The following is a 9,284-nucleotide window of genomic DNA, read 5'->3' as shown; positions in this document are numbered from 1 at the left end:
CGCCAGACGCTCTTTGTGCGGTATTGCCTAAGGACTTCGCACGTCAGTGACTCTCCTCGTTTCGCAGCAGTGCTTCCGGCACTTCCTCTGCCATTCTGGCATAGGCGGTCAGGCTGGGGTGCAGATGATCGCCGCTGTCATAGCCTGCTGCAAAAGCAGTAGGGTGCTCCGGATTGCAAACTGCACGGTCAAAGTCCACGCAGCCGTCAATTTCGTCGGTTGTCCGGATCCACTGGTTGACTTCGCTCCGCAGCTTTTCCCGAAAGTCCGCATAGGTTCGCCAGCCCTCGATCGGCAGCAGCGTTCCCATGTACACCCGCAGTCCGCTGGCACGGGCAGTACGAATATAGAACCGCAGCCCCTCGATCATTTCTGCCGCGGTGGGCAGGTCGCTCCACGGACGAAACCGGTTGACATCTGTTCCCACCGGATGAATAATATCGTTGATGCCGTGCTGGATCAGCACCGTGTCTACACCGGCAACCTGAATTTCTCTGGGGAAACGGGTTTCCCCTTTCAGCCCGTAAGAATCATAGGTGATGTTGTCATACTGCCGCAGGATTCGCGTTCCGCTTGCTGCTTTCCGAATCACCGCAGTGGTACCGTCCCCGCATTGCAGAGTGCGTTCCATCAGGTAATCCGGCCACGCCTGTGCTGTGATCGAATCCCCGAAGCAGATCAGGGTACGATTTTCTGTGGCAGTCAGCACGTCAATGTCACTGAGGAAATACACCGTGTGGGTCTTTTTCGAAGTGTCCGTATCCAGCACCGCGTTGGCAGTCTGGTCACCCACTGCAAAATAGCCGCCGGACAGCGGTCCGGTAATCACTACACCAGAACGCATTTCCGTGAATTCGGCAAAGTACAGACTCACTGCAATGGTCGTTCCCTTTTCCACCGGAAACGCTGCCGCATCACTTTGCAGCCGTTCTCCTGCCGGAATCGTCACGCCAGCATTTCCGGAAAAAGTCAGCGGAACCAGTGTTTCCGGCAGAATGCCGTCTGCACCGTCCGACACGGCAACGGTGGCACCAGTCAGATGCACCGGTTCGTTTCCGCAGAAGTTGTCCAACGTGATCCGCAGTGCACTGCCGTCCAGCATCATTTTTGCCGGATACCGCAGTGTCAGATTTTTCGCATAATTTTCCGGACGGCGTTCAGCAACTGAAATGGCATTGCCCCATGCCGTTACCCATTTTTCACTCATATTCTCTCTCCTGTTTTCTTCGTATTCGTATAGTTATGGCAGCACCGCACAAGCTTTATTCAGTGTTTCCTTCACTCACTTCGCTGGAACGATAATACCGTTTTCGATATTCCAGCGGTGTCATGCCGAGTTCCTTTCGGAAGCATTGGATAAAGTGGCTCTGGGAAGAAAAGCTGTAGTATTGAGAAATTTCAGAGAATGACATTTCCGAAGTGGTGATCATCTGAGCTGCGGCATGGATTTTTTCCGCAAGGATATAGTCGTGAAGTGACTTTCCGGTTTCCTGCCGGAACAATGTGGAAAGATAACCGCGGTTGATCGAGATCGCATCTGCGATGTTGCCGGTCTGAAGCTTTTCGTGCAGGTGAATGGTGATATAGTCGATTGCCCGAGCCACGTGCATGGAGTATGCCGCTTTTTGCAGCAGCTGCATTCTCTTGGTGAAGTCCCGCACCATAATATTATGCAGGGCGGCAATTTCCGCAACGGTCTTGCAGTCATCAATTTTTTGAACGAACACATCGCTAAGCGTGTAGGCGATCTCCCGTTCCATGTGGTGCTCCACGCAGATCCGTGCGATCAGTGCCACCGCTACCACAAAGTGATAGCGGGCATTCCACAGGCTGTTTTGGGAAAGCTTTCCGTACTCGCTGCCGCTGTATGCGTCATCATTTTCCGGCATCAGGTATTCCTTGACGCTTTCCATATCCCCTGAAGCAACGGCATTGTAATAGCGAAACTCCTGATTGTAATCCAAGTGGCAGATCTGTTCTTCCCGCTGGCGAAACAGCTGTTCCTGTAAGTCTTGATTGATATTCATATGCATAAAGCCTCCTCCCCTTTTGCATAGCATGTCCTCTATGGCAATACCGCACAACTCCCGCTTGCAGGTTTAGCATAGTGTTGCCTTTAGGAAACACTGCATAAAGCCCGCCTGACGGCTTTGCACGCAATCTGCGTACAGATTTTCCCGTCATATTGCCCAGAAATCCCTTGCCATAATAATTGCCATACATACAGTCTGCCTGCGGAATTTCTGACAATCTGCCAAAAAATCTGACTACGCATCTTACGCACAAGCTTTATTCAGTGTTTCCTTTATTCAGCATTTCTCTTATTATACAACATTTCTGCGAAAAATGCAACAAAAACAATATACGGCACTGCAAAAAATCCGTATAATGAAATCACCAAATGCAAAACACTCAAAAAGCAATCACAGAAAGGAAGAAAAATCATGCGAAAATTAGAACATTATCTCCACGGTGTCAATCTGGGCGGCTGGCTGTCCCAGAACAGTGACACTTCTAAGGAACACTACGAAACATTCATCACCGAAAAGGATATTGCCTACATTGCATCGCTGGGACTGGATCACGTCCGCGTACCGGTGGACTACGTACTGCTGGAAGAAGAAGACGGCACCCCGAAGTCAGAGGGCTATCTCTATCTGGACAACTGCCTGCGTTGGTGCAGAACCCACGGAATCCGTATGATCCTGGATCTGCACAAAACCTTTGGCTATTCCTTTGACCCGCTGGACGAAACCGACAAGACGGTATTTTTCTATGACACGGCATTGCAGGAACGGTTTTACACATTGTGGAAAATCCTCGCAGCACGCTACGGCGGCGAACCGGAACTGGTGGCATTCGAACTGCTGAACGAGATCATTGAACCGGAGGTGGCGGAGGCGTGGAACGGCATCGCCCTGCATGCCATTGCAGAGATCCGAAAGTTTGCACCGGAAAGCTGGATCATTTTTGGCGGTGTCATGTACAATAACGTGCTGAGCGTGCCGATGCTGGCAGAGGTCACCGACCCTAAGGTTGCCTATACGTTCCACAGCTATGAGCCGCTGATCTTTACACATCAGGGTGCATATTGGGTAAAGGGTATGCCGTCGGATTTCCGGATCTCCTATCCCAACACCATTGAAAATTATCGGGAAGCAAGCAAAATGCTTTCGCAGGAGCTCGCCGGAGCAATTTTCGAGAGCGAACTGCCGGAAATGGGACCGGACTTCTTTGAAACCTTGTTCCGTCCGGCACTGGACATTGCAGAGGAACGGGACATTCCGCTGTACTGCGGCGAATACGGCGTGATCGATCTGGCGGACAACGATTCCAAGATCCGCTGGGCAACAGACATCTGTGCAGTGTTCGATAAATACGGCATTGGTCGTGCGTATTGGAATTATAAAGAAAAGGATTACGGCATTGTCGATATTCCGGACGAGAGTGTGCAGAGAGAACTGGCTGCAAAGCTGTAAGGATATTTTTGTTTTCAGGGAAAAATCTGTCTTGTATGGCGTGCAGGGCAGATTTTTTATTGCCAGCAAAAGATATATTTCTTGTTAATTTTAAGCTTACCAATATTTATTTGATCTCAGGAAAATCATTTCTTCAGAATGCTGGATTTTTTTGTTGACTTAATACGAAAATTATGGTAAAATAAAATTGGAAACAATCACAATAATTTATGACTGATTGCTTTCAAAGAATTGTATGCAGGAATCTCTTGAACTCTAAGGCAATACTGAATAAAGCCGTTAGGCGTTTTCCTAAGAACCTGCTGCAAAAGAAACGGAGGAATGTTTACATGAATTTGCATTGGAAAAAAGCTGCTGCACTGCTTCTGGCGGGCGTGCTGACTGCCGGAACATTGTCAGCTTTCCCAGCGGCAGCCGAAGATGCTGTGCCGTCAGACACCGCATCTGCACCGACCGCAGCAGAAACAGTTCCGGAGAGCTCCACAGAAGAAGCTTCTCCGGAACCAACAGAACCCGAAACAGACACTAACGGCGATCAGATTCCCATTGACAAGCACACACCAGACTTTTACGATGCTCTGACGGACGACACAGATGATGCCGGAGAAACAGAATCTGGTCTGACTTCAGAAGAGATCCCTTTACAGAATGATGATACCACGACACGGGAGGATTCTTATTCCGGCACTTATGGAGAGAATATCTCGTGGACACTGGATACACAAAGCGGTCTTCTGACACTGACAGGCTCCGGAGAAATTCAGGATGCTACTTCATATTATTCTTCAATGCCATTTTATGAGTATAAAGATGTCATTCAGGAAGTTGTTATCAGTGATGGGATCACTTCTATCGGCGATTACATTTTTTGCGAATTGGAAAAACTCAAAACCGTTACCATTCCGGATTCCATTACCCGAATCGGCGACAGAACATTCTACGGCTGCGAAAGTTTACAGCAAGTTGATCTTCCAAACACCATCACCAAAATGGGATACAGTATTTTCGATGGCTGTAAAGCACTGACCAGTGCTCATGTTCCGGAACAGATGACCACGCTGCCGTACGGCACATTCTGGGATTGCCCTCAGCTGACAAGTGTCAATCTGCCGGAGCATCTGACAGAGATCGGCACCTATGCATTTACAAACTGCAGCTCCTTGACAAGTATCACATTACCGGAAACGTTGGAAACGATTCGGGAAGATGCATTCAACGGCTGTACCATGTTGGAAAGTGTTCAATTTGGTCCGAACATCCACCGTGTCGATGAAGATGCCTTTTCCGGAACCGCCATGCTGAATGCAATTGATGCAGATACGATCATACTGGGCGGTTATATTTTGTATGCGATTGATGGAACAGAAACAGACTTTACCGTACCTGACGGTGTCACTGTAATCACTGCTTCTGCCTGCAAATCTGCTCTGACTTCATTGGATCTCAATCAGACTGTTTATGTAGGCGATGCCGCATTCCGGAACTGCACAGATCTGGCATCTGTCACAGGAACGGATTCTCTGCGTAGTGTGGGACGGGGAGCCTTTGACGGAACAGCTTATCTGAATGCCATTTCAGACGATCTGGTCATGATCGGCAGCTGTCTTTACAAATATCGCGGCTCCGCAGAAGATGTTGTGGTACCGGAAGGAACGGTTTCGATCTCTCCGGAGTGCTTTAGTTTCAATACAGATATTTGTTCCATTACGCTTCCGGATTCTCTGGAACGCATTGAGTATTATGCAATACTGGGCTGTGAATCTATGGTATCATTGGAAATTCCGGAAAGTGTTACTTATATCGGAGATCACGCCGTTGGCTATTATGTGAGCGATTATGGCGATTTTTATAGCATCGGTGGTTTTACGATCATTGGCAGTACCGGAAGCACCGCAGAAACATATGCTGCAACAGAAAATTTTTCTTTTGTCGCAAATACAGCAAACCGATTCTGCGGAGATGAACTGACATGGTCGCTGGATGCTGCCACCGGTACATTGACCATTTCTGGTATTGGTGCTATGTACGACTATGTGTCTTCTCACTGGTCTGACGATGAAACTACAGCAGTTACGCCATTTTTGACCTATGCCAATCAAATCCGCTCTGTTGTTGTAGAAAACGGCGTTACCAGCATTGGCGAAAACGCGTTTTATGGCTGCAATCGTCTGACGAGTGTTTCACTTCCGGACACCCTGTATGCGATCAATTCAAATGCATTTTACGGTTGCAGTCATTTGACCGACATTCAGATTCCGGAGGGAACAGAATCTTTAAGCGGTTCTGCTTTTAGAAACTGCAATGCCCTGCGAACCCTGCAATTTCCGGCTTCATTGACAAACTGTGAGAACGTTTCTTATTTGTATGCCTGCAATGGTCTGGAAAATTTCGTTGTTGATGCAGATAACCCCAGTTACGCTTCTGTCGACGGCATTCTCTATAACAAAAAGAAAAGCAGCCTGTTGGTCGTGCCGTCCGCATGGAATCAAACCGTACTGACAGTGCCCGAAACGGTTACGCAGATCGCAAGCGAAGCAATGGACAACAACCAGAAAGTTCAGAAAGTGATTCTGCCGGCTGGATTGACCATGATCGATTCTTACAGCTTTTATAACTGTCGTTCTCTGAAAACGATGATCTTTCAGGGAAATGCACCATCATTATATTCTACCAGCTGCCTTGGTACAAACGATCTGCACATCTATGCCCATCTTTCCTCTTCCAGTGACTGGGATTCATTGAAAAAATTAATGGACAATTCCAGTTACCGTGTCAACTGGCACGATCTGGATACCTTTGACAACACATTGAAACTCACAGCAGAAAGCACGACCCTTCATGTGGGCGAAAATGCATCGGTCACTGCATTCCTGAATCCGCTTCTTGCAGATGACATTACGTGGGAATCCTCCGATCCGAATACTGTTGTAGTGTCCAATACCGGACGCATCATTGCAGTGGCACCGGGTTCCGCAGAAATTTCTGCATCTGCCGGCGACGGAAAATATACTGATTCTATTGCTGTCACTGTAACCGGAGAACGTTTCACCATGCCCACCAGCGGAACATTGGAGCTGGATCAGACGATTTTAAATTACACCAGCATTTCTACTACAACGATGCAGATCCCCTCTGAAAAGCTCCACGGCATTTACTTTTTACAGGGAAGTTCGCTGTTCTTCTACTCTCTGGTGACCCAGACCTATGAACAAGTCTACAATTTTTCTGACTGCACAAATGCTTACACTACCGGCGATATGCTCTATGTAGTTTCTCAGAGCCGGATCTCTGTCTACGATCTGCAAACGCAGAGCCTGCTCCGACAAATTTGGGTATCCGGATATTCTGGTACAGCGATCGGTGCGGATGCACAGGGACGCATTTATTTCGCAGGATACAATACGGATAAAACCTCTAAATATCGAATCTATCTGCTAAGCCCTGAGGGCGATGTCCTTTCACAGGTCGATCCCAGCGTGAAAATCTATAACTTTGACGGTTTTGAAAGTCAGAACGGCACCTTTTACATGGAAAGCTATTATGACTATTATTCATGGGGCTATCATCACCCCGGAAAAGGACTGACAATGGGAAAGGTAGAAGAGAACAAACTGTATCTGCTGGATTCTTCTAATTCCTTTATGGAAAGCGGTCTGATTCAGCGGGATATGGACTGCCTTCTGTATCTCTGCCAAGATGCCTATATGAATCATCAGCGTTCTGCGGAAGTTCTGAATGACAAATACATTGTCGCACAAAGTGTACTGGTAGGCATGCTCTATGCCTATCAGTTCAACGGCAAGAGCATGGATACAGTTCTTTCCGTGTCGCGTCCTGTCGAAGATGATTCCAGCAGTTACTCCGATTACAACAGTATTGGTGTGCGGACTGTCTACAATGCCGCCAACGATAGTCTGATCGTCTATGCCAATAACAATACACTGGTGGAATACCGCCTGAAGGACGGTGCAGAACTCGCCCGAAACACAACGCAAAACAACGTTTTCAACTTACTGAAAATGGATGATGTTGTCGTTGTCGTAGAAAAAGAAAACGACACTTATTCTCTCGAATTCATGGACTGGAGATCTGCAACAGAACTTTCCATTTCTGCTGAAAAAACAACGCTGAACGCCGGCGACATGGAAACACTCACCGCAGTTTCTGATGTTTCTTCTTCGGCAAAATATATCTGGAAAAGCAGTGACAGCAGTGTTGTCAGCGTCAATGAAAACGGCACGATCTCTGCATGGCATGAGGGTACCGCAGAAATCACCTGCACCAGCAAAAACGGCCTGCTTTCTGCGACAATTACAATTACTGTATTACCGCACACAAAAAGTGCGGCAGACGGCATCAAAACTACAACGGGTGCTTCCAGCATCAATCTCTCCGCCAACAATTACAGCGTCTGGTCCAGCACTGTCAATTCCTATCTCACCAAAAATGAGGACGGTACACTGACGCGAGGAGAACATATTCGCAATAAAGGCTTTGTCATCGAACACTATTCCGCAGATTTCCAGCTGTTGGATTCCCAGACGATTTCTGATGAGTTAAAACTGTTCGGCGGTTATTACAGCGGCAGCGACTACAACTTTTTAGTCTATGGGCAGTCCAATCCTGATAATGATGACAGCGTAGAAATAATGCGTGTTGTAAAATACTCTAAGAACTGGGAAAAATTAGATTCCAAATCGATCTATGGAGAAAACACGTATATTCCATTCGATGCCGGTTCTCTGCGAATGACGGAAACTGCCGGAAAGCTTTACATCCACACCTGCCATGAAATGTACACTTCCAGTGACGGACTGAATCATCAGGCAAACATGACATTTGTTCTTGATGAAAATACACTGAAAGTTTTAGATTCCTATTCCGATGTCATGAACCTCGCACAGGCAGGTTATGTCAGCCATTCTTTCAACCAGTTTATCTGTACTGACGGAAAATCGGTCTATCGGGTGGACCACGGCGATGCAAATCCTCGTGCCGTTGCAATCACGAAATGTGATGTGGACGGAAAAATCACAGATGTCCGATACAATTATGCCTATTCCATTCTTGGCGGGATCGGAGACAATGCCACCGGTGTTTCTGTCGGCGGATTTGCCCTTTCAAAACAAAACTGCATCATTGCCGGAAATTCTGTAGATATGACAGACGAGAATAACTATTCTGCATCAGGACAGCGAAACGTCTTTGTCACCATACTCTCCAAAGATCTCGATGTCAAAAGCACCATCTTTCTTACAAAGCATACAGAAAAGGACGGCATCAGTGTACGGACACCGCAATTGGTAGCCCTCAATGAAGAACAGTTCCTTGTGATGTGGGAAGAAGTTGACAGTGAACATAATATCACTGTCAAAGCGGTTACGATCAATAGTGAAGGAACTGCGACATCCAAAGTAGAAACCTTAAACTATCGGTTATCCGACTGTCAGCCCATTTTCAACACCAGCAATCAATGCGTACAGTGGTATGCTTCCAATAATACTGCATTGACATTCTACACGCTGGATCCCTATGGACTTTCGGAAAACAACACACTAGAAACACTGTACGGCGATGTCAATCTGGACGGCGAAATCGACATCACAGACTGCGTATTACTGAACAAATGCCTTACCGGAGCTGTGAAACTGAACAAAACCGCAAAGCGAAATGCTGACGTCGACCAGAATAATGAAATTGATACGTCTGACACGATCTATCTTCTGCAATTTTTGATTCGTGTGATCGACACGCTTCCGGTTTCAAAATAATCAGCCAAAACTGAGGAAAACACTGAAAGTGTTG

At 47.1% G+C, this 9,284-nt stretch carries 4 protein-coding genes; 2 read left to right on the top strand and 2 right to left on the bottom strand.

Going from position 1 to position 9,284, the window contains the following annotated elements:
* Window positions 1-43 precede the first annotated feature (43 nt).
* Together RUMCAL_RS06040 and RUMCAL_RS06035 are read right to left on the bottom strand one after the other, a co-directional pair.
* Complete coding sequence (locus tag RUMCAL_RS06040) at window positions 44-1,207, bottom strand: GDSL-type esterase/lipase family protein (RefSeq protein WP_021681766.1); 1,164 nt, start codon at window positions 1,205-1,207, stop codon at window positions 44-46.
* 55 nt (window positions 1,208-1,262) lie between these two features.
* Entirely contained in the window at window positions 1,263-2,027 is a 765-nt protein-coding gene (locus tag RUMCAL_RS06035) for an AraC family transcriptional regulator (protein ID WP_040647262.1), read from the bottom strand.
* A gap of 417 nt (window positions 2,028-2,444) precedes the next feature.
* Between RUMCAL_RS06035 and RUMCAL_RS06030 the strand changes: the two genes are divergently transcribed.
* A complete protein-coding gene (locus RUMCAL_RS06030; RefSeq protein WP_021681763.1) occupies window positions 2,445-3,479 on the top strand; it encodes a glycoside hydrolase family 5 protein in 1,035 nt (344 codons plus the stop codon).
* Between the two features lie 329 nt (window positions 3,480-3,808).
* Window positions 3,809-9,250, top strand: a complete 5,442-nt coding sequence (locus RUMCAL_RS14510; RefSeq protein WP_051343692.1) for a leucine-rich repeat protein — start codon at window positions 3,809-3,811, stop codon at window positions 9,248-9,250.
* The last annotated feature ends 34 nt before the right edge of the window (window positions 9,251-9,284 follow it).

Source organism: Ruminococcus callidus ATCC 27760, from assembly GCF_000468015.1.
Classification (GTDB): domain Bacteria; phylum Bacillota; class Clostridia; order Oscillospirales; family Ruminococcaceae; genus Ruminococcus_C; species Ruminococcus_C callidus.
Note: the sequence above shows the minus strand (reverse complement) of the source record. Positions and strands in the feature narration are given on the sequence as shown.

Excerpts from the sequence above, each read along its gene's own strand:
- RUMCAL_RS06040 (WP_021681766.1), bottom strand. The coding sequence starts at position 1,207 with ATGAGTGAAAAATGGGTAACGGCATGGGGCAATGCCATTTCAGTTGCT.
- RUMCAL_RS06035 (WP_040647262.1), bottom strand. The coding sequence starts at position 2,027 with ATGAATATCAATCAAGACTTACAGGAACAGCTGTTTCGCCAGCGGGAA.
- RUMCAL_RS06030 (WP_021681763.1), top strand. The coding sequence starts at position 2,445 with ATGCGAAAATTAGAACATTATCTCCACGGTGTCAATCTGGGCGGCTGG.
- RUMCAL_RS14510 (WP_051343692.1), top strand. The coding sequence starts at position 3,809 with ATGAATTTGCATTGGAAAAAAGCTGCTGCACTGCTTCTGGCGGGCGTG.